This window comes from Arthrobacter sp. MYb229 (genome assembly GCF_002975405.1).
GTDB lineage: Bacteria > Actinomycetota > Actinomycetes > Actinomycetales > Micrococcaceae > Glutamicibacter.
In genome coordinates this window covers 1-24,190 of sequence record NZ_PCPS01000001.1, presented here as the reverse complement: position 1 = coordinate 24,190, position 24,190 = coordinate 1, and the positions used below count along the sequence as shown (strand labels likewise).

Annotated in this window: 20 protein-coding genes; 9 read left to right on the top strand and 11 right to left on the bottom strand. The window is 60.0% G+C overall.

Going from position 1 to position 24,190, the window contains the following annotated elements; genetic code table 11:
* Positions 1–42: 42 nt before the first annotated feature.
* From CQ019_RS00095 to CQ019_RS00090, 3 genes are all read left to right on the top strand, one after another.
* Positions 43–1,413 carry an FAD-binding oxidoreductase gene (locus CQ019_RS00095; protein ID WP_258133802.1) on the top strand — a complete coding sequence of 457 codons (1,371 nt, stop codon included), beginning with the start codon at positions 43–45 and terminating at the stop codon, positions 1,411–1,413.
* A 106-nt stretch (positions 1,414–1,519) separates the two neighbouring features.
* Complete coding sequence (locus tag CQ019_RS18390; protein WP_181148205.1) at positions 1,520–1,981, top strand: hypothetical protein; 462 nt, start codon at positions 1,520–1,522, stop codon at positions 1,979–1,981.
* A 100-nt stretch (positions 1,982–2,081) separates the two neighbouring features.
* Positions 2,082–2,555: an HtaA domain-containing protein gene (locus tag CQ019_RS00090; protein ID WP_181148204.1), complete on the top strand. Its 474-nt coding sequence runs from the start codon at positions 2,082–2,084 to the stop codon at positions 2,553–2,555.
* Between the two features lie 68 nt (positions 2,556–2,623).
* Here the strand turns inward: CQ019_RS00090 and CQ019_RS00085 are convergent, their stop codons facing one another.
* The 4 genes from CQ019_RS00085 to CQ019_RS00070 all read right to left on the bottom strand — a co-directional run bounded on the left by CQ019_RS00085 (position 2,624) and on the right by CQ019_RS00070 (position 7,217).
* Complete coding sequence (locus CQ019_RS00085; RefSeq protein ID WP_105553315.1) at positions 2,624–4,036, bottom strand: aldehyde dehydrogenase family protein; 1,413 nt, start codon at positions 4,034–4,036, stop codon at positions 2,624–2,626.
* 15 nt (positions 4,037–4,051) lie between these two features.
* Complete coding sequence (locus CQ019_RS00080) at positions 4,052–5,488, bottom strand: APC family permease (RefSeq protein WP_105568675.1); 1,437 nt, start codon at positions 5,486–5,488, stop codon at positions 4,052–4,054.
* Between the two features lie 104 nt (positions 5,489–5,592).
* Entirely contained in the window at positions 5,593–6,522 is a 930-nt protein-coding gene (locus tag CQ019_RS00075) for a helix-turn-helix domain-containing protein (protein ID WP_181148203.1), read from the bottom strand.
* A gap of 107 nt (positions 6,523–6,629) precedes the next feature.
* Positions 6,630–7,217 carry a TetR/AcrR family transcriptional regulator gene (locus tag CQ019_RS00070; RefSeq protein WP_105553318.1) on the bottom strand — a complete coding sequence of 196 codons (588 nt, stop codon included), beginning with the start codon at positions 7,215–7,217 and terminating at the stop codon, positions 6,630–6,632.
* 127 nt (positions 7,218–7,344) lie between these two features.
* On the opposite strand from CQ019_RS00070, the gene CQ019_RS00065 reads away from it, so the two are divergent.
* From CQ019_RS00065 to CQ019_RS00045, 5 genes are all read left to right on the top strand, one after another.
* Complete coding sequence (locus CQ019_RS00065; protein ID WP_105553319.1) at positions 7,345–9,264, top strand: primary-amine oxidase; 1,920 nt, start codon at positions 7,345–7,347, stop codon at positions 9,262–9,264.
* A gap of 46 nt (positions 9,265–9,310) precedes the next feature.
* Positions 9,311–9,667, top strand: coding sequence for a hypothetical protein (locus CQ019_RS00060; RefSeq protein WP_146113292.1), 357 nt, complete (start codon positions 9,311–9,313; stop codon positions 9,665–9,667).
* A 358-nt stretch (positions 9,668–10,025) separates the two neighbouring features.
* Positions 10,026–11,471 (top strand): FAD-binding oxidoreductase, encoded by a 1,446-nt coding sequence (locus CQ019_RS00055; protein ID WP_105568672.1) that lies wholly within the window; start codon positions 10,026–10,028, stop codon positions 11,469–11,471.
* Positions 11,471–11,839 carry a cupin domain-containing protein gene (locus CQ019_RS00050; protein ID WP_105568671.1) on the top strand — a complete coding sequence of 123 codons (369 nt, stop codon included), beginning with the start codon at positions 11,471–11,473 and terminating at the stop codon, positions 11,837–11,839. The genes CQ019_RS00055 and CQ019_RS00050 overlap by 1 nt, the downstream gene beginning before the upstream one ends.
* 37 nt (positions 11,840–11,876) lie before the next feature.
* On the top strand, positions 11,877–13,367 hold the full coding sequence (locus CQ019_RS00045) for a gamma-aminobutyraldehyde dehydrogenase (protein WP_105568670.1): 1,491 nt from the start codon (positions 11,877–11,879) through the stop codon (positions 13,365–13,367).
* Here the strand turns inward: CQ019_RS00045 and CQ019_RS00040 are convergent.
* The 3 genes from CQ019_RS00040 to CQ019_RS00030 are packed head-to-tail and all read right to left on the bottom strand — an operon-like array spanning position 13,364 to position 16,885.
* Positions 13,364–14,482, bottom strand: a complete 1,119-nt coding sequence (locus CQ019_RS00040) for a CDP-glycerol glycerophosphotransferase family protein (RefSeq protein WP_105568669.1) — start codon at positions 14,480–14,482, stop codon at positions 13,364–13,366. The two genes, CQ019_RS00045 and CQ019_RS00040, sit on opposite strands and share 4 nt — an antisense overlap.
* A 20-nt stretch (positions 14,483–14,502) precedes the next feature.
* Positions 14,503–15,561: a metal ABC transporter solute-binding protein, Zn/Mn family gene (locus CQ019_RS00035; protein ID WP_105553325.1), complete on the bottom strand. Its 1,059-nt coding sequence runs from the start codon at positions 15,559–15,561 to the stop codon at positions 14,503–14,505.
* Between the two features lie 46 nt (positions 15,562–15,607).
* Positions 15,608–16,885 carry a YibE/F family protein gene (locus CQ019_RS00030; RefSeq protein ID WP_105553326.1) on the bottom strand — a complete coding sequence of 426 codons (1,278 nt, stop codon included), beginning with the start codon at positions 16,883–16,885 and terminating at the stop codon, positions 15,608–15,610.
* 156 nt (positions 16,886–17,041) lie between these two features.
* Here CQ019_RS00030 and CQ019_RS00025 point away from each other — a divergent pair, with 156 nt between their 5' ends.
* On the top strand, positions 17,042–18,199 hold the full coding sequence (locus CQ019_RS00025; protein WP_105553327.1) for a CPBP family intramembrane glutamic endopeptidase: 1,158 nt from the start codon (positions 17,042–17,044) through the stop codon (positions 18,197–18,199).
* 71 nt (positions 18,200–18,270) lie between these two features.
* On the opposite strand, the gene CQ019_RS00020 is transcribed toward CQ019_RS00025, so the two are convergent.
* The 4 genes from CQ019_RS00020 to CQ019_RS00005 all read right to left on the bottom strand — a co-directional run bounded on the left by CQ019_RS00020 (position 18,271) and on the right by CQ019_RS00005 (position 23,900).
* The gene (locus CQ019_RS00020; protein WP_258133549.1) at positions 18,271–19,401 is read right to left on the bottom strand and encodes a hypothetical protein; all 1,131 of its coding nucleotides are present in this window, start codon (positions 19,399–19,401) and stop codon (positions 18,271–18,273) included.
* A gap of 142 nt (positions 19,402–19,543) precedes the next feature.
* Complete coding sequence (locus CQ019_RS00015; RefSeq protein WP_105553328.1) at positions 19,544–20,653, bottom strand: tRNA-dihydrouridine synthase; 1,110 nt, start codon at positions 20,651–20,653, stop codon at positions 19,544–19,546.
* Between the two features lie 65 nt (positions 20,654–20,718).
* Positions 20,719–22,083: a magnesium transporter gene (mgtE, locus tag CQ019_RS00010; RefSeq protein ID WP_105568668.1), complete on the bottom strand. Its 1,365-nt coding sequence runs from the start codon at positions 22,081–22,083 to the stop codon at positions 20,719–20,721.
* 407 nt (positions 22,084–22,490) lie between these two features.
* Positions 22,491–23,900 carry an L-serine ammonia-lyase gene (locus CQ019_RS00005; protein WP_105568667.1) on the bottom strand — a complete coding sequence of 470 codons (1,410 nt, stop codon included), beginning with the start codon at positions 23,898–23,900 and terminating at the stop codon, positions 22,491–22,493.
* Between the last annotated feature and the right edge of the window lie 290 nt (positions 23,901–24,190).

Sequence of the window (24,190 nt, the reverse complement as noted above, 5' to 3'; positions counted from 1 at the left end):
TTTTTAACACCTCCCACCCCCTCTCGAGCCAAGGACGTCCCAGTGATCCCCGGAGAAGCCAACCAGTCCAGCAAGCAGCTATTAGACGCGCATCCACAGGCCTCGATACGTCCGGAAGACTGCCAACGGGCAAGCATCGACCGCTCGGGATATCTCCCGGAATCCTTCGCGGACGGCGTGGTTTTTGCCCGGAGCACCGCGGACGTGGTGCTGGCCATGGAGCTGGCCAGCAAGTTCGGGGTGAAGATCGTGCCGCGTGGCGCCGGAACCGGTTTGGCGGCCGGCGCAACGGCCCGGCGCGGCGAAGTGGTCCTGGACGTCTCGAAAATGGATCGGATCATCTCCATCGATCCCGTCGAGCAGATCGCGGTGGTTCAGCCCGGCGTCATCAATGCGGCGGTTAATGCCGCCGCCGGTGAGCTCGGCCTGTTCTATGCCCCGGATCCGGCAAGCACCGCCATCTGCTCCATCGGTGGAAATATTGCCACCAACGCCGGGGGCATGTGGTGCGCCAAGTACGGGGTGACCCGCGAATCGGTTTTGGCCCTGACCGTGGTGCTCCCCGATGGGCAGCTGCTGCGCACCGGGCGCCGCACCATCAAGGGCGTGGCCGGCTACGACATGAATGCCCTCTTCATCGGCTCCGAGGGAACCTTGGGCATTGTGGTGGAAGCCGTGCTGCGCCTGCGCCCCAAGCCGATTCGCACCGCGACCGCCGCCGCCTATTTCCCCGATGAGTCCCGCGCCGCGCAGGCCGCGGCGGCGATTATTTCCGCTCGGCTGCAGCCTTCGGTTTTGGAACTCATGGACGGGCCCAGCCTCTGGGCCATCGATGGCGCCCTGGGCACCGGGCACCGGGAGCTAGGTGGCGCCCTGCTCCTGGCGCAAACCGACGGGTTCGGCGCCGAACTGGAAATGCAGGCGCTGGTGGAGGCCATTATGCCGCTGGCCTCGCGCATCGACCGCGCCGAGGATGAAGCGCAGGCGGCTCAGCTGATGGAAGCACGGCGCCAGGCGATCCCCAGCATGGAGCAGCTAGGTACGGTATCGATCTGCGACATCGGGGTGCCACGCAGCAAACTCGCCGAGGCGCTGGCCGGCCTGGCCGAAATCGGCGAGCGGCGCGGCGTGCGCATCTTCACCATCGCCCATGCCGCAGACGGCAATCTGCACCCGGTCATCGTGGTGGATCCGGGGCAGTCCATCACCTCAGGGGCGCCCAAGGCGGCACTGGCCGACATGTTCCATCTGGCCCAACGCTTGGGCGGCACGCTGACCGGCGAGCACGGCATCGGCCTGCTCAAGCAGGATTGGCTCGAGGAAGAAATCGGGTCGCGTTCGCTGCGGCTGCAGCATTCCATCAGGCAGGTATTCGATCCGCAGGGAATCCTCAACCCCGGCAAGGGGATCTAGGCGCGTGCTGCCCGGCGCCCACAAGGGACCGGTCCCCACTCATTGGACGATCTACTGGTGTTTAATACCTCTGGTCAGCTAGCGTATCTTTGGCTAGGATCGGACCATGGAGATGCTGGGATACGAACCGATAGATTTTCTGCGGCCACTGGTTTATTTTGGTGTCGCGGTGACCTTGGTGCTGATCTGCTTCCCCACGCTCATCCACGGGCTGATCCGCCGCGGCGACTTCCAGCGGAAGCCCGACGGGCTGCAAACCTATGCCTTGAAGTCTTCGATCCGCACCGAACTGATCGTTGCCGGTGCCTCCGGCTTGCTTGCCATCGTGTGCACGATCGTCGCCGCCAGCGGCTATTTCACCGCCATGAAGCACCTCGAGGCGAACATTGCGCTGAAGTACGAGCCGACAAGCCTGGATCTGGGCTATTGGAATGGTTCCTGGGCTACCACCAGCTTGGTGCTGCCCGACGGCACGTCGTTCAGCGACGTCGTCGTCGAGGTTCGTGAGGCCGGGGAACCATTTATCGAGGAGATTTGGTACCACGAGCGCAAACAAGGTAACCAGTAGTCTCTTTCAAGCTAATGTATATGCAATACTGATCCCCGGATCTAATTTGCGCACCGCGCGCGACGTCAAGCCGCAAAGGGGAATGAACACGATGATGGGTATGAATGGTGCACCGGCGGGTGATCCGTTCCAGCCTCACCTCGAGTGGGGCCTGAAGGCTTCCTTCGTGGGCTATATTTCGTCGCTTCCCGACGGCCGTATCGAAGCATCCAACGGGGTGTGGCAGGTTGGCAATAACCTCGCGTTCCCGGTCGCCGTGGACGCCGAATCCCCCGAAGGCGAGCTGCGCTTCAACGGCCGTGTCTCCTTCGTGGGCCATGGCGGAATGATGAAGCTGGACCTCATCGAACCGCGCATCGAAGAACACGATGATTTGGTCCTGCTCAGCGTCGCCAACGAAAACGGCGAGCGCCTGCCCATCGCCGAACTGGTCGAAACCGCCGTGTCCAATGCCTTCGGTCTGGTCAAAACCCGCTTCGCGGCATCACTGACGGAACAGGGCTCGGCCCTGTTCAACGGCCAGTACAAGTCCGGCCAAGACATGGAACCGGTTGAGGTCGTCTTGCGCGGCTAGCGGGCAGGCACCATGCTTCAAAGGGTCCGCAGCTCCTTGCCGGAGTTGCGGACCCTTTGCGCTTTTTATCAGCCCTTGATCAGCTGCGGCTGAGCCAGTGCCTTGAGCCCATCCAACCCGAATTCCAAACCATAGCCGGACTGCTTGGCCCCGCCGAACGGAATGCGCGGATCGATAGTGCCGTGCGAATTGATCCAGACCGTACCGGCCTGGATCCGTGCCGCTACGGCAAGAGCCTGCTCGCGATCCGAGCCCCAGACCGAAGCGCCCAGTCCGGTCTCCAACGAGTTAGCGTGGGTTATGGCTTCTTCCACGTTCTTAACCTTGACAATCGGCAAGGCCGGACCGAACTGCTCCTCGGTGACCAGAGGATTTTGCGGATCGATATCTGCCACCAGGGTGGTTGGGTAGAAGTATCCGGCAGCTTCGCTGTCCGGGTCGGCCCCCAGCAGCACCGTCGCACCGGAGTCCACCGCACTCTGGACCAGGTCGGCGACGATCTTATACTGGGCCTTATTCTGCAGCGGGCCGAGGACGTTGTTCTCATCAAGGCCCACGCCCATTGGCATCTTGGCGGCCACCTCGGTCAAGGCCTGGCAGACCTGCGCGTAGATGGATTCCGGGACGTACAGGCGCTTCAAGGCGGCACAGGTTTGGCCGGTGTTGATGAATGCGCCCCAGAACAGATCCTCGGCGAAGGCCTTCGGATCGGCGTCCTCCATGACGATTCCCGCATCGTTTCCACCCAGCTCGAGGGTCAGCCGCTTGACGGTGTCGGCCGAAGAGCGAATGATCGCCTTTCCTGTCGGGGTGGACCCGGTGAACATGATCTTATTGATCTCTGGGTGGGCGGAGAGCTTCTCTCCTACTTCACGGCCACCGGCCACTACATGCAGCACATCCGCTGGCAAGACCTCGTTGAGGACATGCCCCAAGGCCAGCACCGACAACGGGGTGTATTCGCTTGGCTTCATGACCACGGTGTTGCCCATGCGCAGCGAAGGCGCCAGCTGCCAGATGGAGATCATCATCGGCCAGTTCCACGGTCCAATGGCGCCGACCACGCCTAGGGCACGGTAGTGTTTGGCGGCGTAGGTTTCCCCGTCGTCCACCACGACCTCCGGCTCCACCTCATAGGCGGTGGCGGCGCGCAGCCAAGCCGCGCATCCTCCAATTTCGAAGCGAGCGTTGGGACCGTTTAGCGGTTTGCCCTGTTCCCGGGAAAGCAGCTCGGCCAAGGCCTCGGCGTTGGCTTCGATGCGATCCGCGGCCAGGTTCAGCAGACGATTGCGCTCTTCGTGGCCGAGTGCATCCCATGCAGGCTGCGCAGTTCGGGCGGCGCTCACCGCGGCGTCCAAATCTGCCACGCTGCTTTGGGCTACCCGGCCGACGAGCTCTCCGGTGGCCGGGTCAAAGATTTCGGTGCCGCCGGAAGCCGGCTGAATAGCGGACAGCAGTTCCTGTGCGTTGGAGTATGACATTGAGATCTCCCTTGGTTAGTTCAGAGTTGTTTCATGGATTTTAGATTGAGCAGACTTATTCCGGATCTTTCGCACCCACCAAGAAAGCAGGAAGCCGAGGATACCGGGCACAATGACTATTGCTTGCAAGATATAGGGCAACGCCCCTGGTTCCTCCAAGCCGATCAGAACATCGAAGTTGATGACGATCTGGACAAAGACAAAGCTCAGCGCCAGCCCGGCAGCAATTGGGGCGATAACACGGGTGAGCACCGAATCTGCCGTACGGTTCCTGGCGAAGTATCCGCACACCGCGAATGAAGTCAGCGCCATCAGCAGCACCAGCCCGAAGGCGGCGGAGTTTGTCATCCAAGTGAACATGGTGAAGACGATAAATATCGGGTCCTTGCCGGCGGAGACCACCGCAAATACCACGATCACCAGCAAGGCAAGCAATGACTGGGCCTGGGAACCGGCGACCGGCGCGTGGGTTCGGCGTGAGGTCTTCGCGAGGAACTTCGGCAAGGCGCCACCGCGGCCCATGGAGTAAAAGTAGCGTGCCACCACGTTGTGGAAGGCAAGCAGCGCGGCGAACAGGCTGGTGATGAACAGCAGGTTAGCGATGTCAACGAACCAGCCCGGCGCATGGGCACCGAGGAATACGAAGATCAGATCGGGTCCGAATTCTGCCGAGGCCGCGGCGACATTTCCCTGCCCCTCGCCCACGGCAACGGCCCACGCGGAGAAGGCATAAAATACTGCGATGATCGTGACGGCAATCAGCGTGGCACTGCGGGCCGTGCGCTTTGGATCCTTGACCTCTTCGTTGTAGATAGTTCCAGACTCGAACCCCATGAATGCCGCGATGCTGAACGCCATGACCGCGCCCATGCCCGGCGCCATCGCGTCACCGACGTTGAATGCAGCGTTGAATTCTGGTGCTTCCGGAGCGACCGCGAAGGTCATCGCGTCATAAACAATGACCACGAGGAATTCCAGCGCGACGACGAATCCAAGAATTTTGACGGAGAAATCGACCCGGTTCATACCCAGCGCACCGACCAGAATCCAAGCGACTAGCGCCATAACCCACCAAGGGATGGTGGAGCCTAAGAGGCCGGAAGCGAAGGAAGCCGCCGCGAACCCGAAGAGCCCATAGATGCCGATCTGCATGAGGTTGTAGCTGACAACCGCGACCATAGCCGCGCCGACGCCGGCGGCTTGGCCCAGGCCTCCGGCGATATACGCGTAGAAGGCGCCCGCGTTAGGTATATGCTGGCTCATCGCGGTGTAGCCGATGCTGAAGATCAACAGGATAATTCCCAGAATGACAAATGACAGCGGCACCGAATCCATGCCGGTCACCGCATAGTTTGTCGTTACGCCGCCGGCGACAACCGTCAGCGGTGCGCTGGCCGCGATAATCATGACTACCAGTGCTGGCACCGATAAGGTGCGTTGTTCGAGTCCCATTGGTTTCCCCACTCAATCTATCGATATCTCAAGGATCCATGACGGGGTTCACATTCACGTTGCCGTTGCGTGCAGGGCTCTTGCCCATGCGCGCATACGATGGCTCAGGCCAACGCCTTGAGCCTGAATTTACCGGGAGTCAGCCCGTATTCGCGGGCGAAGGCTCTGGTGAATCCGGGTGCATCGACGATGCCTACGCGCGTGCCGACGCTCTGGACCGACACCTGTGCCAGCAATGGGTCGCTCAAAAGCTCGGCAGCGTATTTCATCCGATAATGCCGGATGAGGGCGGCAACGCTGCGTGGCTCCTCCGCGAAGAGAGCATGCAGGGTTCGCACCGAGATGAAGTGGGCTTCTGCAATAAAAGCGGGCGTTAGCTCCGGAGCGTCCAGGCGCTGCTCTATGAATTCGATAATGCGTTCGCGCTGGGCAATCCGTGGGTCCACCGCATGGGCATGGGATAGCACACCGCCCAGCGAGGTCGCCAGCAGATCCACGGTATTGCGGGCAAGCCCCGCGCCACCATATCGATCCCACTGCGCCAGGTTTTCGCCCAAATGCCGCAACAGCGGCGTAACAGTTCCGGTGAGCGGATGCCCGGCTTCCATTCGAGTAGCGGTGATTTCGCCGACCTGGTGGCGCGAGAGCCGAAACTGATGATGCGGAATGAGCACCACCATCAGTGAGGCCGCCTGGTCAAAGCTCAGCGTGTAGGGCCGCTGAGTATCGTAGATTGCCAAGTCTCCGGGGGCTAAAACGGTTTCGCGTCCATCTTGAATCAACAGGCCGTGCCCGGCGAGCTGATAAGAGACTTTGTAGAATTCCCCGTCTCCGGTGGAGGTCAGGTCCTCGGTGCGCAAGACGGTGTGCGCCTTGGAATTCACTCGCATCAGTCCGATGTTGCCGAGCATATTGACCCCGAGGCTGGCCGAGAAGTGACCGGCGGTTACCTGCTCGCTGCGTAATTGCACGAAGGCATCAGAGATCAGCCTGGACCATGCGCTGAACGAGTCAACATGTTGAATCTGATACATCGAGACCTCTCTGGAACGCACCCCTGTTGTGTCGGGCATCACGTTTGAGGGTACGGCAGTTCTACTCCAAAGTCACCTTTATTCTTCAGGCGGAGAATAAAGAATATTTATCGCGGCAGGGCCACGAGCGCACGCAGCTGGTATTCGAGCTGCTCAACCAGCGATTGAGCGGTATTCGTCCGGGCGTCGAGCACGCTCGCACCCTGCGCACCAAGCATGAAGTTGAGCAGCGAGTCACGTGCCACCATCGCACCCGGGTGCCCATCACCCAAGATATCGACCAGCCAGCCGTCCAGCATGGTGCGCCAGCGATCCATCGCCACCGCATTCACCTCAGCCAAATCCGGCTCGCCGAGTGCCAGATGCCAGAAATGCACGGCAACACGCCCCTCGTCCCGACGCTCCTCATCCAAGGGGAGCACCTCGAGCGCAAAGGCGCGAATCGCGTCTACGCCCTTGAGCGTCGCGGTCTTTTCGGCAATGCGTCGACTGGTTGAGTCGGCAACGTAATTGAATGTCGCAACCAGAATCGCATCGCGGTTCGGAAAATAGGTTTTCAATCCACCGTTGGCATAGCCAGCCGCGGCGGACAGGTCGCGCAGGTTCAGCTTGTCGAAGCCTTGCCTGGCAATAAAGCGCCAGGTGACTTCGACAATCTCGCGGCGCCGCTGGTTGTGGTCAACAATTCTTGGCATGCACCCAGCCTAGCTAAGACAAGTTTTCTTCGGCGCGCTATTGCCACGAGTCGCCATTTTCCGTATTCTCTACAAGCAGAGAATAAAAAGTGGTTCGACTCACATCAATCCAAAGGATGCGTTTGTCATGCAAGATACAAAAACTAACTTCTCCCTGCTTTCTGCAGAAGAAATTGCCGCGGCCAAGAAGATCTTGGTGACCGCGGGGATTTACGGACAGAACACCCGCATTGCCTACATGGGACTTGAAGATCCAAACCCGCAGGCCCCTGGGCGCAGGGTCCGCGCCATGCTGATGGACCGGCTGGAGAATGAGCCGAAGGATGTAGTCCTTGACCTCTCCACTGGGAAGATTGAAACGCTCGTGGAGCTGGATCCAGGGGCCACCGGCCAGCTGCCGGTGCTCGTGGAAGAATTCGAAATGGTCGAAGCGATCTTGGCCAAGAGCGAGGAGTGGGCCGCGGCCCTAGCCAAAAGAAATCTGAAGCCCGAGCAGGTTCGGGTCGCGCCATTATCCGCCGGCGTCTTCGAGTACCCGCAGGAATCCGGCCGCCGCATCCTGCGCGGCTTGGCCTTCCGCCAGGACTTTGCCGAAGATTCCGCCTGGGCCCACCCGGTGGATGGGCTCGTGGTCTACCTCGACACCATCGCCGGCACCGTGGACCAGCTCCTGGATTTTGGTATCGTTCCGGTGCCGGAAACACATGGAAACTACACGGATCCGGAACTCACCGGTCCGGTCCGCACCACCCAACGACCGATCGAAATCACGCAGCCCGAGGGCGCAAGCTTCACGGTAACCGAGGGAAACCACGTCGAGTGGGAGAAATGGTCGCTGGATATCGGCTTCGATATGCGCGAAGGCCTAGTGCTCTACAACATCGCCTTTGACGACCAGGAGCAGCGCCGCCGCATCCTGGATCGCGCTTCCATCGCCGAAATGGTGGTCCCCTACGGCGACCCTTCTCCGGTGCGCAGCTGGCAGAACTATTTTGATACCGGCGAATACCTGGTGGGCCGATTCGCCAACTCGCTGGAACTGGGTTGTGACTGCCTCGGCGAGATCCACTACATCTCCCCGGTGATCACCGACGCCAACGGCGAGGCCCAAACAATTACCAACGGAATTTGCATGCACGAGGAGGATGCCTCGATTCTCGCAAAGCACTCCGATGATTGGTCGGGGGTCAAGTACACCCGGCGCAACCGTCGCCTGGTGATCAGCTTCTTCACCACCGTGGGCAACTACGACTACGGCTTCTACTGGTACCTCTACCTGGACGGCACCATCGAGTTCGAGGCCAAGGCCACCGGCGTCGTCTTCACCTCCGCCATGCTCGATGAGCGCTTCGCCTCCGAAATGGCACCGGGACTAGGGGCACCATTCCACCAGCACATCTTCGGCGCCCGCCTCGATTTCGCCCTCGACGGCGGCCCCAGCCAGGTCATCGAGGAGGAAGCCGTCCGCCTGCCGATCAGCGCAGAGAACCCGCGCGGCAACGCCTTCAGCCGTTCGCACACCGTGCTGGCCACCGAGCAGCAAGCGGTCCGCGATGCGAACATGGCCGCGGGACGTTCATGGGTAGTGACCAATCCCGAGTCGAAGAATTACCTCGGCAAGCCGGTAGGCTACAAGCTCATGCCGCAGGGGCTGCCGACCTTGCTTGCCGCCGAGGGCTCCTCGGTGCAGAAGCGTGCCGAATTTGCCTCCAAGGCCCTTTGGGTTACCCAGCGCAATGCGGCACAGCGCTACCCCACCGGAGATTTCGTCAACCAGAACCCGGGAGTTGCCGGCATTGGTTCTTGGATAGAGGAAGATAAGAACATTGACGGCGAGGCGGTGAGCCTCTGGCACACCTTTGCGCTGACCCATTTCCCACGCACCGAAGACTGGCCAATCATGCCGGTGGACACCGTTGGATTCAAGATCCGCCCCGAAGGGTTCTTTGACCGTTCACCGGCACTAGACGTCCCGGAACCAGCCAAGCACGGTTGCTGCTCAACCGCATCGGACTCCGCCGGTGGATGCTGCTCCACGAACAGCTAATCCCGTGCCGGCGGCTCTCCGGGTCCTGGTGGCCGCGACTCTCATCATGTCAGCTACCCATCTGGTGCTGCTCATCGCGGCGCCGCATGACCTTGGCTGGTCCTTGGTGCTGCTCCTCATGACCGCATGGTGCATAAAATGCGCGCTGGCGGTGGCGAAAGGCGAGTCACCGCAGGCGCTGATGCTGATGAGCGCGTTGATGGGGCTGGCGCACATCATCATGGTGCTAGGACTCCCCGGAGGCGCCGCCCATCACTCATCAGGCGCCGCGCCTGAACATGTTGCCCACGCCGTGCCAATGCTCGTGGTGGGAGTCGCCGAGCTCCTGCTGATGTTCTTCGCGGCCGTGTTACTCAACCGTTCACGAAGTCGGACGCCAAAACCGCAATACGCGGCAAATTAATCGCTGAGGATCAGATCATGGATCTGGTCCTCAGCCGTTTCATGTCATCATTTCGCTGCACAGAGAATTGAATTTTCCCTTGACCTGCCCGAGAAACCGGGCTTAGATAAGTAATGAATGACGTTCACTGCGAGGCAAGCACTCCGAGAAGAGGGATATCCGTGGCCAGCCAATGGCTATCGAATCATGCCGCGCACCGCATTGCCGCAAAACGCGATCCTGCCCTTCGGCAATCGGCATCCGTCATGCCTGCAATCCCTGGGGACCAGATCCCCGCTGCCATCCTGTGCCCGCTCGTGGTTCCCCTGTCGTAGCCCAACACAGCAAACTTCACACTGATACGACTCGAGGACCAATAATGAGCACGAATTTGCCCCTTACCTTTGACCGGCACGAAGCAAATGCCGCGGCCGGGCACATCAAAGAATCCCTGTCCGGTGCCAAGCACACCTCATACTGGCTTGATAACGAGCACCGCCCCGATGCAACGCACGCTTTAGACGGTTCGATCGAGGCAGACCTGCTCGTTGTCGGCGGTGGATATACCGGTCTCTGGACGGCGCTTCAAGCTAAAGAACGAGACCCCCACCGGGATGTGGTCCTCATCGAAGGGCAACGCATCGGCTGGGCTGCTTCGGGGCGCAATGGCGGTTTCTGCGAAGCCTCACTAGTACACGGTGAGGCCAACGGCGAAAACCACTTGCCTCGGGAAAATGCTCTGCTCGGCAAGCTGGGAACTCAAAACCTCGATGAGTTCCAAGCCACCGTCGAGCGCCATGGCATGGATGTGGAGTTCACTCGTGCTGGCGTACTCGAAGTGGCCACCGAGCCGCATCAGGTCCCTTGGGTTGCCGAAGCTGCCGAGTCCGAAGGCACCGAATATCTCGATGGCCAACAAGTCAAGGAAGTCATCAACTCCCCGGATTTCCTCGCGGGCTCCTTGGATCGAACGTCCACGGCGCTGGTGCACCCAGCAAAACTCGCTTGGGAACTGGCCCGGGTCTGCCGGGAGCTGGGAGTGCGCATCTACGAGCACACCCACGCTGCCGAGTTGAAAGAAGACAATGGGCAAATACTCGTATTGACGGCAGCCGGGCGCATTCGGGCCCAGCGCGTGGCCTTAGCCACCAACGTCTTCCCCTCCTTGCTCAAACGTCACCGGGCAAGGGTCATCCCCGTCTACGATTACGCGTTGATGACCGAACCGCTGACCGAAGAGCAACACCGTTCGCTGGGTTGGAAAGAGCCAGTCGGGCTGGCCGATCTGAACAATAGATTCCACTACGCCAGACCGACCGTAGATGAAAATGGCAACTGCCGGATCCTCTACGGGGGCTACGATGCCATTTACCATTTCGGTGGCAAAGTCCGCTCGAGCTACGACACCAATAACTCCACATTCGAGAAGCTCGCAGCCCATTTTTTCGGAAACTTCCCGCAGCTGAAGGACGTGAAGTTCTCCCACGCCTGGGGCGGGGCAATCGATACCTGCTCACGCTTCTTCTCCTTCTTTGACCTGGCTCACGGCGGCAAGGTGGCCTACTGCGCAGGATTCACCGGACTCGGTGTCGGCGCCACAAGATTCGGTGCGAAGGTCATGTTGGATCTGCTCTCGGGCGAAAAGACCGAGCTCACCGAGCTGGAAATGGTTCGCACCAAGCCGATTCCCTTCCCTCCGGAACCCGCCGCGTATGTCGGGGTTAAGCTCATGACCAGTCAGCTGATCAGCGCCGATCGCAATGAGGGTAAACGGCCGGCCTTCCTCAAGGTCATGGACAAGATCGGCATGGGCTTCGATTCCTAATGGCAGATGAAATCAGACCGCTAGCCACCCTTGTTGACGCTGCCAGCATCCCGCTAGCGGCCGAACCAATTCCGCAGCATCTGGAACTAGACGCGGCCGGCACCCGCACCGCCGTGCACGAGGTCGGTGACCTGGCCGGGACGTCCATCGGGATCTGGGAGATGTCGATCGGCGCAATGCGCGACATCGAAGCGGACGAATACTTCGTGGTGCTTTCCGGGTCCGGAAATATCAAGATTGCGCAGAGCGCGGGTTTCGCCGCGCAAGAAATTGAGCTTTTCCCCGGTGCCCTGGTGCGGCTGCACGCCCAGATGCATACCGAATGGCGCGTCACGAAAACTCTGCGCAAGATCTATCTGAGTCTCTAGCCCGCAAAGAATCCACAAATCCAAGGAACGATAGAACATGTCAGGTTTCAATTTTTCACAAGGACACCAATTCATCAACGGCTCCTGGCGCCGCGGTACCGGTGAGCTACTTATTCGAATCAATCCGGCGACCGGAGAGCAACTCGAAGAAGTTGATACTGCGAGCGTGGCCGAGGTAGACGAAGCGGTCCAGGCGGCGGCGAAGGCCTTCGAGATCTGGTCGGCCCTCACTCCCGGGGAGCGGTCCGATCATCTGTTGGCGCTGGCCCGCGAGCTGCAATCCCACGCACAAGTGCTGGCCGAAGTGGAGACCGCGCAGACCGGCAAGAGCATGCGCATGTCCACCGAGTTTGATGTGCCCGGTTCGATCGACAACGTGAACTTCTTTGCTGGAGCCGCACGCAACCTGCAGGGTCTGGCTTCCGGAGATTACGCGGGTAATACGACCTCGATGATTCGCCGGGAGCCCATCGGCGTGGTTGGCTCTATCTCGCCGTGGAACTACCCCTTGCAGATGGCCGCTTGGAAAGTGCTGCCGGCCATCGCCGCCGGAAACACCATCGTGCTCAAACCCAGCGAGCTAACTCCCGGAACAAGCCTGCTCTTCGCTCAGGCCGCCAAGGATGCGGGTCTGCCCGACGGCGTGATCAACGTTGTGGTTGGCAGCGGCGCAAGCGTCGGTGAGGCATTGGTCAGGCACAAGCAGGTTCGCATGACTTCCTTTACCGGTTCCACCCAAGTCGGCCTGAAGATCATGACGATGGCGGCCGAGACCGGAAAGCGTGTGCATCTGGAGCTCGGTGGCAAGGCTCCATTTGTGGTCTTCGACGACGCGGACATCGAGGCGGCAGCCCATGGGGCGGTTGCCGGTTCAACGATCAATGCGGGGCAGGACTGCACCGCCGCCACGCGCGCCTATGTGCATTCGTCGGTATTCGAGAAATTCACCCGGCGGGTTGCCCAGCTGATGGACGCCATGGTGGTCGGTGACCCGCAGGATCCGAACACCGATATGGGAGCACTGATCAGCGCGGCCCATCTGCAGAAGGTCTCCTCGATGGTGCAGGGCGCGGTTGGCTCCGGTGCCAGCGTCCTGGCCGGTGGACGCCGGCTCGAAGGCCCGGGGAACTTCTATCGTCCTACGCTGCTTGTTGGGGCCAGCCAAGATTCCGAGATCGTACAGCACGAGGTCTTTGGCCCGGTGCTGGTGGCCTTGCCTTTCGAAACCGATGAGGAAGCGATCGAGCTAGCCAACGATACTCCGTACGGCCTGGCTGCCAGCGCTTGGACTAAGGACCTTAACCGGGCCATGCGTGCCAGTGCGCAGATTCAGGCCGGATGCGTGTGGATCAATGAACACATCATCATCGTCTCCGAGATGCCTCACGGCGGCTACAAGTCCTCCGGCATGGGCAAGGACATGAGCCAGTATTCATTTGATGAATACACCAACGTCAAGCATGTGTTGATCTCGCACGACACGGATACTCACCGCGAATGGCAGAATACCGTGTTCCTGCAGCGCTAGACGGAACCCAGCAACTGGCCCAACTTTTTCGTAGCGTCTCCCGGAGAGGTGGTGGCGAAGAAATACTGGGCCAGTTGCTTTTGTCGCCCAGATACGCCGGCCTTGGCCAGTTCGGCCACACGCTGCGCCAGCCCGTTTGCCGAGCCCAATAGCTGCTCCTGCGGTAGGCGATCACGCAATTGCGAGGGGCGTTTTCCGGTCAGGAACAGCGGAACGTTTAACGCCACCGCGTCGTAGGCCATCGCCGAGGTGTCGCAGATCGCGACGTCTGCCCAAACCAATGACTGTCCCGGGTCGGCCAGCGGATCAAGTTCCGCGGCAAATCGGGTGCGTAGTGCCGCGATTTCGCGTTTGGTCGCTGCAGAATTGTCACCGGTTTTGGGATGTGGACGGAATCGCACCTCGAAGCGGCGGTCGCCCTCGAACTGGGTCAGGATGCTTTCACCCAACTGCACCACCGAGGAATAATCCATCGCCTCCGAGTCGCCCTCCCACGTCGGCGCGTAGAGCACTCGAATTTTTGTCGACGGGCTTTCAGGAGTCAACGCGTCCAGTTGCGGTCGGCCTATCTGCACCAGGTGCTTGATATCGAAACGAGCTATTGACTCGGAAATACGTGCCACGGCGGCCGGGCCGGCAACGCAGGCATAGTCATAGGCCTTGAGCTGGTTTGAAACCATGGAGGCCTTTTCGCTCTCCCCGTGGTTCAGGTGAATATGCGCCGGTCCATTAAAACGGAGCATGGTGAAATTGCGCTGTGAATTATTCACGTAGCAAATGGTCCTGGTTCCCAACTCGGTAAGCTTTCGCTCGATCTGCTCAATGGACCGCGTGAAGTAAACCGGCAATTTGCTGACCTTGAGCACTTCGCGGGCAGTCAATGCATCCATGACCACTACGCCGGCAGATTGCCCCTGCGCCGCCAACCGTTCGAAGGTTTCCAGCCAAACCCCAAGTTGGTAGAACTGTCCGGGACCCTCGGCGAAAAAGAGGACATTCTCCGCCTTATCCAAGTCTTGCTTGGCCTCGGCAATCTGCGTTCGCACCGCACGTTCAGCGAAAATTGACCTTGCACGGCCTGCGACTTGATTGACTTGGGAGGTAATCAGAGACATGCCTCTAGTCTACGTTTTAACTACTCGCCAATCGCGGAAGCCAAGGAGCTAATATTTTTCTCCATCCATTCAAGGTAGCTGGAGTCGTCGGTGATGGTTTCGCGGAAGTCCACTACCGCCACCTTGCCGGATTCGGCGCTCGCACGAAGTGCCGTAGTTTCAGGCCCTTCGGTCTGCACGTTATAAGCCAGCACATCCAGTTCGCCTGCATCCAGTGTGTCGCTCAATGACTTGAGCGTCAGCGGCGCGATCCCTTCGCCGGCTTCGACGGCTTCGCTCAGTCCAGCGGGAGTCTTATTTTCCATTCCTGCATCCTCGAGCAGATGGAATGGCACCGGCTCGGTCATGGCGTAGCTGCGCTTGCCAAGCTTCGCGGATGCGAGCTGCTCCTGCAATCCACCGATCCCCTCCGCGAAGCTTGCAGCGTTGGCTTTGAAGGTCTCGGCGTTTTCTGGGTCGGATTCGCCAAGCTCGGTAGCCAAACTGGCTGCGAGGGCTTCCATTGAATCCAGGTCATACCAAATATGTTCGTTGTATTCCGCGTGATCATGTCCAGCATGGTCATCGGCTGCTTCTTCTGCATGCTCGTGCTCGGCATGCTCCTCGCCCTCATGCTCATGCTCGGCGTGCTCCTCGCCCTCATGCTCGGCATGCGCTTCGCCTTCTTCGTGCTCTGCCGCTACCGGAGAGGAGTCCACAGCGTGGATCAGCTGCACCTGTTCAGCTTGCTCGGCAGGCAACGAGGAAACCAGCGAGTCCATGAATTGGTCATAGCCGCCGCCGTTGGCCAAGACGATCGAGGCCTTGGACACGGTGAGCTTGTCCCGGGCGGTTGGCTCGTAAGAGTGCGGATCCTGCGCCGTGGAGGTGATAATTTCGGTGACTTCTACATGCTCGCCGCCGACAGCCCGGGCAATCTGCCCGTACACATTCATCGTTGTGACAACCTCAACCTTGCCACCGGCAGCTGGCTCCTCGGTGCCCTGCGCCTCGGCGGTTGTATTTGCCGAGCATCCTGCCAGCAGTAAGCCGGTCAGTGGGATCGTCACCAATGAGGCCAGCATTCCACGGTTTTTCATCTATTAGTCTCCATTCACCCATCACGCTATTGAGAACTATTCTACATTAGTTTTGAGAACCATTCGCACTTAGCGCTGCTCGCCGTCCGAGCGGCACACTGCTTTTACCGTGTGCACCGCCGGTACCAGTCGCCTTCACGACAACCACGGCGATAGCCGTGGTGACCGGGATCGCGAGGACCAAGCCGATGGAGCCTATGAGGATTCGGATGACTTCCTCCGCCATCGAGCCCGAGCTCAGGGTGGTCCCGAAGCTTTGATCGCTCAATGCCGCGATGGCCAAGATCGGCAGTGCCGCACCGGCATAGGCGAAGGCAATCGTATACACGGTCGAGGCGATATGGTCGCGACCGATGCGCATGCCCTTGAAGAACAACTCCCTGGCCGAAGCATGCGGAGCGGTCTCCGCCAACTCCCAGACCGTTGCGGACTGGGTGATGGTGACGTCGTTCAACACACCCATGCCGCCCACCAGCAGGCCACAGATCAGCAGGCCGGGCAGGGATATTTGCGGCACCACGGTGGAGAGCGTCATCGCATGTTCATCATTGGCGCCGGTGAGCGCCGCGGCGTCGGTCAGCCACACCGCCAAACCGGCTGTCACCGCCAAGCCAAAGAGCGTTCCGAGCAGTGCGGTGGACGTTTTCGCGTTGAGCCCATGGGCGAAATACAACGCCACGAACATGATCGCGGTCGAACCCGTCAGCGCAATCAGCACGGGATTCCCGCCCTCCAACAACGCCGGCACCATGAAGATGATCATGAACGCGATGCCGCCAACGAGCCCAATGACCGCGCGAGCACCACGCCAGCCAGCTACCAGTACCACCACCAGGCCATAAGCCACCGCCAGCAGGGCCATCGGCAAGGTGCGCACGAAATCCACAAAGACATAGGGGCTGCCGCTGCCCGAGTCAACGCTTGACAGGTCCAAATATCGAATCTGGTCACCGGAACGCGCTTCGCGGGAATGCAGCGTCTCCGGCGGAATCTCCAGCTGAATTTCGGCGCCGCCACTATCTGGCATCAGGTAGGTGACGTTGCATTCCAGCGTCTTGCCTCCGACATCTTCAAGCCCGATGCTCGAGGGGCAGTCCTCAATCGCCGATCTGGTCACGGTGCCGACCTGCATGCTCGCGCCACCGGTTGTCTCCATTGCGCCATTCAGGGCAAAGCGATCATAGTTGCCCTGCGGCCAGAGCGCGATGACCATGATCAAAGCGAGCGCCCCGACGGGGGCGAGCAGGGCCCACAGAATGATTGAAGCGCGGCGCCTGCGGCTCGGGTCTTGCAAAATCGGCTGATCGTGATGGTGATGCCCCACGTGCGGTGTACTCCTCAAAGGAATTTTCAGAACTCGTCGCGCCCAAGTCTAGTCAGCCAACCTGTACACCCGGTAATGAACACCCCTAAAGGATGATCCAACAAATCCTCCGCAAGGTTCATACCTAAAGAACCTGTTCGGGGCGAAAATTGTATTATGAGCAAGCCAGAGATAAATGGGCCTACACCCAATGCAGCAAGCGCCGATGAACCTCGATACGAGTTCCATCGTCTGATGCGCCGGGATCCGAAATATGCGTGGTGGCGCCCGTTGGCATTGCTGGGAACGGCCACGGGTTTCTACCTGGTGGCAATTGTCATCTTGCTCATAGGCCTCATGATCGTGCTCTTCAGCTCGCTGGGGACGCGGCTTGACGAGCCGACCGATCCGGTGATGATGGCTTTCGACAGCATGAACATGGCCGACCCTGCGGTCTTCCTCTTCACCATGCTCTCGCTGATCGTATTGATCCCGGTAGCGTATTTCGCCTACCTGCTGCTCGGCCCCAAACCACTGGGGCTCTTGATCTCCGTGGCCGGCAGGATTCGCTGGAAATGGCTGGGCCTGTGCACCGGGATCGCGGTCGTGCTCTACGCAATTTATTTTGGGATTAGTTTAGGCATCGAGGCCGCCGGCCTCGTGGCTCCGACGAATGTCCCCGCAGAGAACCTCCCCGCGAATCCGCTCTTCTTCGCCTTGCTCGTGGTGCTGCTGGTGCCGTTCCAGGCAGCGGCGGAGGAAATCGTATTCCGCGGGATGCTCATGCAAACCATTGGCAGCTGGCTTAAACACCCGTTGTTCGCGATATTGCTTCCGGTGCCGCTATTCACCTTTGGCCACTTATACGATATTTACGGGCTGCTTGATGTGGCGTTCTTCGCCATAGCCGCAGGATTCCTCACCTGGCGCACCGGCGGCTTGGAAGCGGCCATCGCAATACACGTGATCAACAATGTGGGCTTGTTCCTGCTGGCCGCCGTCGGAGCGGTCGATATCAACGCCACGCAATCGTCGCTCTCTAGCCTGCTTACTTCGATAGGATTCACCGCGCTGGTGACCTACATCCTGCTTTGGGTGGCCAAGCGGCGGCATATCGAGAGAACGGCCGGGCCGGCACCGCAGCGCCGTGCCCCACAGCTGTTGCAGCCTTGGCCGGCGGCCTATCCTGCGGTTCCGCCGGCACCGGCGTATTGGGCTCCGCCCGCCCCGCAGAGCGGTTCGGCCTACCCTCCGGCGCAGCCACCGCTGGAAGGCTACCCCAATCCCAGCCAGCCGGACGCGAACCCCCACGACCATAACGCACCTAACCCGTAGCTAGGGTGGCGCTAAAAAGCTTCGCCGGTGAGCACGCATCATGCGCTCTCACCGGCGAAGCTTTCTCGGTTTTAGGACTTGGCCCAGCGCAGCAAGGCTGCGATGCCCACGCCATCGGGAAGAATCGAGTCGGGAACGTAACGGATTGTGGCATCCGTCAACGCCGTCGCTCGAAGCAGCACCTCTGGAGCCGGCCACTGCCCCATGACCAGGTCCGAATGATCATCGCCCTCTTCATGGGCCACCCAAGGTTCGGCGGATAGCGCCCGCAGGGTGTGTTCATCTTGATACTGTCCAACGAGCACCACTTCTGCCTGAGCGGATTGAAGCGCTGTCACCACCTCGGCGAGGCCTACGGCCAGTTGCGCGCGACCGTTGCCAGCCTGAGCCGACACCCGCTGCTCAAGCTCCGCTATCGCTTCGGCGTGCGTATCGGAGACTAACTGCGAAATGCGGTCATCAACCTGCTTGGTATCCGCGCCGCCGGTGCGCGTGTGCGCATCCAAGACCTCGACATACGGCTTGAGCGCCACCGGAAGCATCCCAGCGATGGCCTCTCGCGATTTCACGTCACCGGAAAGCACAATGAGCCTGATATAGGTGTCCTTGCACATTTCGGTGATCAGTTCCGCAACTTCCTCGGCGTTGCGTCGCGCCATCTCATCGGCCGCGGACTGATTCTTCGGCTGGTCATACTCGCCTGGCACCTTGCGTGCATGGTGGGTTTCTTCCGGTGAGCCCACGATCCCGCGGCTGCCCACTCGCTCCGGGGACGTGGTGTTGTACAGGTGCACCTCTCCGCCATCGCGCCCGACCTCGGCCACAAGATAGGAAAATGCCCCACCCCGCGCCCTGGCTAGGGCGGTGAAATTCGGAAATGGCCCCGCATCCACGGCGGCGGATTCGACCTTCAATCCGGGAATGAGTTCGTTGAGTACCACCGTCCCGTCATGGACTGCGATGAATCGAGCTACCGGTGCACGAAGCCCCTTCGCCGGTTCCAAAGCCCCGGTCACAGCTTCAATATCATTGGAGCTGGCCTGCTGGCTTTTCAGTAGTTTGGCCACTTCCCCCGGCAATCGGTCAGCTGCTTCGTGCGCCGCGGTGGTTCCCAATGATGCATCCACCAAAGCGGTGCACCACGAACCATTTTCCCGATAAAGCGAAGCGTCGATTCCATTAGAATCCGCGCGTAGTGCCATGCTGACTCCCTTCCGCACGCGACCCCTGGCCGCCGTGCGACTAGCTCCGTGTGACTAACCTAACACCGCGCGTCGATAGCTGGAAGAGCAAAGCGAAAAGATCGCATGGGCAAAGCCCAAATAGCCACCCGACCTAAGTTTTTTACCAGCGTCCACGCCAGTAATGCGAGGGGTGCGACTTACTGGCCCCCAAGACCTGCGCGGCGCGGTTTGGCCACTGCGGGTCGCCCAATGCCGCCCGTCCGATGCATACGCCGTCGGCCTGTCCGGTCACCAATATCTGCTCGGCCTGATGGGCTTCGGTAATTCCGCCCACGGCGGTCACAAAGGCGTCATCTGGCAGTGCCTGCTTAACCGCCTGGGCCAATGGGACTTGGTATCCGGGACCGCTGGGGCCATGGAAGGCACCGATTCCGGCGCTGGAAAGGTCAAAGGCCCGCACTCCTGCCGCGTAGAGCTCCTCGGCCAATTTAATGGTGTCAGCGATGCGCCAGCCGGCTTCGACCCAATCGTCTCCAGAGAAGCGAATGCCCAGGGCCTTGTTCTCGGGCCAGCTGGCCGCGACCGCATGCACGATCTCGCGAAGGTAGCGTGTGCGGTTTTCCCAGCTTCCGCCATACTCATCGGTTCGCTTATTCGACAATGGCGAGAGGAACTGGTGAATCAAATATCCATGGGCCGCATGGATTTGTATCATGTCAAAACCTGCAGCATCGGCACGCTTCGCCGCCGCGGCCCAGGCTTGGACGGAGTCAGCGATCTGCTCTTGAGTCATTCCGCTCGCTGGTTTCAGACCGTAAATTTCGCTCGGCGTGGAGGTGACGGTGTCCCACCCTCCCTCGGACACGGCGAGGCTTCCGGTCTTCTGCTCTGCTTCGAGCTCCTGGAGCCAGCTATAGGTCGAGGCCTTCGCCCCGGCGTGAGCCAGCTGGATGGCCGTTGCGGCACCGTGCGCGTGCACGTATTCGTTGACGCGTGCCCATGATTGGACCTGCTCCTCGTTCCAGATTCCGGCGTCACGATCCGAGATCCGGCCTTCGGGTACCACCGCCGAAGCTTCGGTGACGATCAGCGAAAAACCGCCATGGGCCATCGAGCCGAGGTGAACTAGCTGCCAGTCCGTGGGCACGCCGTCTGTCTTGTCAACGGCGTACTGGCACATAGGTGGCAGCACGACCCGGTTGCGCAGCATCAGGCCCGCTCCGCTGCGCGTAGGGATGGTGACTGGGGTGAACAATTTACTTAGAGGCATATCTAGTGTGACGCTGTAGCCCCGGATATTATTCCAACAGGCAAGTTGCCATGAGCTGGGGCATGCTAGTTTGCGAGTACGGCAACTGCCACGCTGAAGTACACGATCAGCCCGGCGGCATCCACAAAAGTTGAGATGAATGGATTCGAGAAGACCGCAGGATCGACTTTCAGCCATTTGCCGATAATCGGCATGATGCCGCCGACTCCTGCCGCTATCGTGCACAGTGCCACCAGCGTGATCCCGATAATCAGCGCAATGGATCCGCCGAAGATGAATCCGGCCAGCGCAAATCCGAGGGTTCCCAGGCATAATCCGAGGATGAGCCCCACACAGAGCTCACGCAGCATGACCCGCCCGAGGTCCCCGACGCGAACATCGCCCATCGCAATTGCTCGGGTGACCGTGGTCGCCGCCTGGTTTCCGGTGTTGCCGCCGATGCCGACGATCAGTGGAATGAATAAGCTGAGCACCACCATCGACTCGAGGGTTTCTTCGAAACTCGAAAGCACCTGGACCGTGAGGCTTGCCCCGACGGCAAGCACCAGCAGCCATACAATGCGGCTTTTTACCAGAGAACCAACCGCGGTGCTCAGGTAGGGACGCCGCAGAGGTTCGGCACCGGAACCGCGCGCAGCGCGTTCCTCATCGGCTGCGGCCAGAATCGAGATCGCGTCGGTGGAGCTAAAGACTCCGACGACCCGCTGTTCGGAATCCACCACCGGGATCAGCAGTTCCTTGCTAAGCACCACTTGGCGAGCCGCCTCGGTTGCGGGCTGCTCGGCGCGCAGACCTACTCCAACGGTGAGCAGCTCCGATACCCGCTGTTCTTCGTCGGCGGCCATCAGTGCGCGCAGTGAAACTACCCCGAGCAAGCGACGCGTTTCATCGGTCACTACCAGCGTGTAGATACTCTCTGCACTATCCAATTGGCCTCGTACCCGTTGCAAGCTTTCGGCAACGCTCAGCTCTGGGCGGGTCGTGACAAAGTAAGGATTCATCAGATGCCCCACCACCCCAGCGCGATACCCGAGCAGGACGTTGACCGCCTCGCGCTGCTCCGGGGCTAGGCCTCGCAGCAGTTTCGCCGCAAGCTGCGCCGGTAGTTCATCGAGCAGCGCCACGCGATCATCGGTTGCCATCCCGGCAAAGGTTTCGCTGACCGCGTCTTGCTGCAAGCTGCCAACAAGTTCGGCCTGGATGGCAGGATCCAGGCGTTGGAAAACACCAAGGGCTTGATCCTTGGCGAGCAGCCGGTAGACGATTGCCATGTCTTTGGCCGGCAGCCGGTGCAGCTGCTGGAGGGTTTGCTGCAAGCTCAGCCCGCGCAGCAGGAAGGCAAGCTCGTTGAAATCCGGTGAGCCGAGATGCTCCTGGATCAGCGTTGAAATAGTAGAGAAGTCTACTTCTTTGGAAATGTGCAAGGTCATCAGCCCAAACGGTGTATTGGCGCATCATTCCAGAGGTGCGGGCGAATCACCGGCAGGCGTTCACCTAGCGAAATCTAGGTGAAAAGTCCAACAGTGATCGTTGGCGGGAATCATGCGTGGAGGAGGGACTTGAAGCGCGGCTCTCCAAAGCTCACTCACCGCTGCATAGGAATTGTCGTGTAGCTCAGCGGCTGATTTGCGGAGGTCGCGTGGACATAGATCGACTAGAGCCGTCGTCCATGTAGCTCACCTCCTGGAATCCGTTCGGGCGTGCGCCCGAGAACCTTCTCCTTAGTTCTATCATCATCTTGGGCAATAGTTGCCACGTAGGCGACAAGATCACATCCGTCAGATGAAAAAGCGTGCGGCGGGCAAGAGCCCGCCGCACGCTTTTTCGGGGTGCTGAATTAGCATTCAACCACGTTGACGGCCAGGCCGCCCATTGCGGTTTCCTTGTACTTGTCGCTCATATCCTTGCCCGTCTCGCGCATGGTGATGATGACTTCGTCCAAGGTGACGTGGTGTTCGCCGTCGCCCATCAACGCCATCTTGGCCGCGTTCACCGCCTTGGAAGCGGCAATCGCGTTGCGTTCAATACATGGAATCTGCACGAGGCCGCCGATCGGGTCGCAGGTGAGTCCAAGGTTATGTTCCATGGCGATTTCCGCGGCGTTTTCAACCTGGGCTGGGGTACCGCCAAGAATTTCGGCTAGCCCACCGGCCGCCATCGACGAAGCCGAACCAACTTCGCCCTGGCAGCCGACCTCGGCACCGGAGATCGAGGCCTGTTCCTTGTACAGCACGCCAACGGCACCGGCGGTGAGCAGGAAGCGAACCACGGCGTCGTTCTTTTCCTCTTCGTTCCAGTACTTGGCCCCTGGTGCGTAGTGGGTTGCGTAGAACAGGACGGCAGGGATGATGCCCGCGGCGCCGTTGGTTGGAGCCGTCACGACGCGACCGCCCGAAGCGTTTTCTTCATTGACGGCCAGCGCCACGAGGTTGATCCATTCCTGCCAGTAGACCGGATCACGATCCTTGTCTTCCTTGCGCAAGCGTTCGTGCCATTCTGGTGCGCGGCGGCGAACCTTCAATCCTCCGGGAAGCACGCCGGTGCGTTCGAGCGACGCGTCCTTGCACTGTTCCATGACCTCGTAGATATGGACGAGGCCGGAGCGGATTTCCTCCCGGGTACGGAAGGTCTCCTCATTGGCCATCATGATCTCGGCGATCGACTTGCCGGTATCCTGCGTATGTTCCATCAAGCGCGCAGCAGTAGTAAAGGGATACGGCTGCTGCTTGACCTTCTTTTCGATATTCTTCTCGATACGTTCTTCGGTGCCTTCGCGGACAATGAAACCGCCGCCGACGGAGAAGAACGTTTCGTTGAGCAGTTCTGCACCTGCTGCATCCAAGGCTATGAACTTCACGCCATTGGTGTGCCGGGGCAGGACGGTCAATGGGTGCTGAATCATGTCACTGACCTTGTAATTCAGGTCCTTGCGCACCTCCAGCTGAGACCCGAGACGAAGAATACCGGTGGATTCCATCTGTGCCAGACGCTCATCTACCTGTGCCGGGAGAATGGCTTCAGGTTCGAAGCCCTCCAGCCCGAGCATGATTGCGGTGAAGGTCCCGTGCCCGCGTCCGGTCGCTGCAAGCGAACCGTACACGTCGATGCGCAGGGATTCGAGTGCCTCAATCTTCCCCTCGCGAATTACCTGGGCAATGAATGCGTGCGCCGCACGCATTGGTCCCACGGTGTGGCTGGAGGAAGGTCCGATACCAACCGAGAAAAGATCGAATACGCTAACCGCCATGACGGTTCACATCCTTAGAACTTGGGGCAATAGGTGATGCTCACACCTAATGTGTGTGGTGAGGCAGAGAATAGGATGATCCCCGTCCCCGGTGATGCACGATAGTGGCCTGTTTGGCATTCGCACAAGAGACGAAAGGCCCGGAACGCGATGTTTTTGCTTTCCGGGCCTTCCTTACTTAAAAGCTGCTACTCGGAAACCTTCGCGAGTTCCGGGTAGAGCGGGTGAGCCTGCGCCAGATCCAGCACACGCTGCTTCAACTCCGGCAACACACCAGCATTACCATCAGC

Bases quoted from the DNA above. Each gene is read 5' to 3' on its own strand.
- CQ019_RS18390 (WP_181148205.1), top strand. From the start codon at position 1,520: ATGGAGATGCTGGGATACGAACCGATAGATTTTCTGCGGCCACTGGTT.
- CQ019_RS00090 (WP_181148204.1), top strand. From the start codon at position 2,082: ATGAATGGTGCACCGGCGGGTGATCCGTTCCAGCCTCACCTCGAGTGG.
- CQ019_RS00085 (WP_105553315.1), bottom strand. From the start codon at position 4,036: ATGTCATACTCCAACGCACAGGAACTGCTGTCCGCTATTCAGCCGGCT.
- CQ019_RS00080 (WP_105568675.1), bottom strand. From the start codon at position 5,488: ATGGGACTCGAACAACGCACCTTATCGGTGCCAGCACTGGTAGTCATG.
- CQ019_RS00075 (WP_181148203.1), bottom strand. From the start codon at position 6,522: ATGTATCAGATTCAACATGTTGACTCGTTCAGCGCATGGTCCAGGCTG.
- CQ019_RS00070 (WP_105553318.1), bottom strand. From the start codon at position 7,217: ATGCCAAGAATTGTTGACCACAACCAGCGGCGCCGCGAGATTGTCGAA.
- CQ019_RS00065 (WP_105553319.1), top strand. From the start codon at position 7,345: ATGCAAGATACAAAAACTAACTTCTCCCTGCTTTCTGCAGAAGAAATT.
- CQ019_RS00060 (WP_146113292.1), top strand. From the start codon at position 9,311: ATGTCAGCTACCCATCTGGTGCTGCTCATCGCGGCGCCGCATGACCTT.
- CQ019_RS00055 (WP_105568672.1), top strand. From the start codon at position 10,026: ATGAGCACGAATTTGCCCCTTACCTTTGACCGGCACGAAGCAAATGCC.
- CQ019_RS00050 (WP_105568671.1), top strand. From the start codon at position 11,471: ATGGCAGATGAAATCAGACCGCTAGCCACCCTTGTTGACGCTGCCAGC.
- CQ019_RS00045 (WP_105568670.1), top strand. From the start codon at position 11,877: ATGTCAGGTTTCAATTTTTCACAAGGACACCAATTCATCAACGGCTCC.
- CQ019_RS00040 (WP_105568669.1), bottom strand. From the start codon at position 14,482: ATGTCTCTGATTACCTCCCAAGTCAATCAAGTCGCAGGCCGTGCAAGG.
- CQ019_RS00035 (WP_105553325.1), bottom strand. From the start codon at position 15,561: ATGAAAAACCGTGGAATGCTGGCCTCATTGGTGACGATCCCACTGACC.
- CQ019_RS00025 (WP_105553327.1), top strand. From the start codon at position 17,042: ATGAGCAAGCCAGAGATAAATGGGCCTACACCCAATGCAGCAAGCGCC.
- CQ019_RS00020 (WP_258133549.1), bottom strand. From the start codon at position 19,401: ATGGCACTACGCGCGGATTCTAATGGAATCGACGCTTCGCTTTATCGG.
- CQ019_RS00015 (WP_105553328.1), bottom strand. From the start codon at position 20,653: ATGCCTCTAAGTAAATTGTTCACCCCAGTCACCATCCCTACGCGCAGC.
- mgtE (WP_105568668.1), bottom strand. From the start codon at position 22,083: ATGACCTTGCACATTTCCAAAGAAGTAGACTTCTCTACTATTTCAACG.
- CQ019_RS00005 (WP_105568667.1), bottom strand. From the start codon at position 23,900: ATGGCGGTTAGCGTATTCGATCTTTTCTCGGTTGGTATCGGACCTTCC.